The organism is Streptomyces sp. ActVer, assembly GCF_027270795.1.
GTDB classification, from domain to species: Bacteria; Actinomycetota; Actinomycetes; order Streptomycetales; family Streptomycetaceae; genus Streptomyces; species Streptomyces umbrinus_A.
The window spans coordinates 1-1112 of sequence record NZ_JAPWHT010000925.1 but is presented as its reverse complement, the minus strand read 5'-3'; the positions used below and the strand labels follow the sequence as shown (position 1 = coordinate 1112).

At 74.8% G+C, this 1112-nt stretch carries 1 protein-coding gene; it reads left to right on the top strand.

The genetic code is table 11. The features are described from left to right. A partial coding sequence (locus O3Q52_RS53380) for a hypothetical protein (RefSeq protein WP_269655586.1) occupies nucleotides 1–1112 on the top strand: 1112 nt, incomplete at both ends.

Genomic DNA, 1112 nt, shown 5'->3' with positions numbered 1-1112 from the left:
TGCCGCGCGGGCGGCACGCCTCGTCGCGGCCGAACTCGCCCGCCGGGTCTGGCTCTACGTGTGGCCGTCGGCGGCCGGCCGTCGCAACCGCGCGTACCTGCGGGAGCGGCTCGTCGCGCTGCCGCTGCTCGCCGTGGTGGCGTTCGGTGCGCTCGGATGGGCGTACTCGGGTGTGCGGGACGACTCCGCGTATGTGCGGGACCGGCTGGCACCCGCGCTGGTCGGTCTCGCGAACGCCAGGGCGTCGCTGTTCATCGCGCAGGGCGAGGCCGAGGAGAACCTCGCCGAAGGACGGGCCGCCGAGCTGAGCGGGCTCAGCGAGCGGTACCGGACGCGGGTGGCGCGGGCCACGCAGAGCCTGAACCAGGTCACGCGCAGCGGAGCCCTGACCGTGGCCGAGGAACAGGAACTGCGGGTGGTGTCCGCACTGGTGGTGGACTACACGGGCTGGATCGGCCGGGCCCAGAACCACGTGGCCGACCCCGTGCTGCGGGACGCGGAGCTGACGTACGCGCGCAGCATGCTCTGTTCGACGCCGGTGGCCGTCGCGGACCGTCAGGACCGCTATCCGCCGTGCAGCCCCACGGTCGGCTCCGCAGCGACCTCCATCGTGGACCGGGTCGCCGGGCTCGAACGGCAGTTGCGCGAGCGGCTCGCGGACCGGGCCGCCTGGAGCGGGCCCGTGCTCGTCGCCGCCGTGGTCTGCGGACTCGCCCTGGTGCTGCTCGCCGCAGGGCTCTGGCGCACGGTGTCGTTCCTGCGGCGCCGTTTCCGGATCCGGCTGAGTGTTCCGCTGGCGGTCGCCGCTCTGCCGCTGCTCGCCGTACCGCTCCTGACGACCGACGCGCTGCTCGCGCGGCACGCGCAGAAGGAGGCCGTCCCCGTGGCGGACGCGCTCGCGACACGGACCTCGCCCCGGACGGAGACGATCGCCGAGGAGCGCCCGTTCGACGGTCCGGACCCACGTGCCATCGAGGTGCTGGAGGCGCGGATCGACGACGGGCTGTCCGACGGGCGGCTCGCCTTCCTGGACGGGGTCGCGCCCTTCGTGTTCCTCGCGGGCCTGGTCGGCGCGGTCGTCGCAGGCGGGGCCCTGCACGCGTACCGGCGCG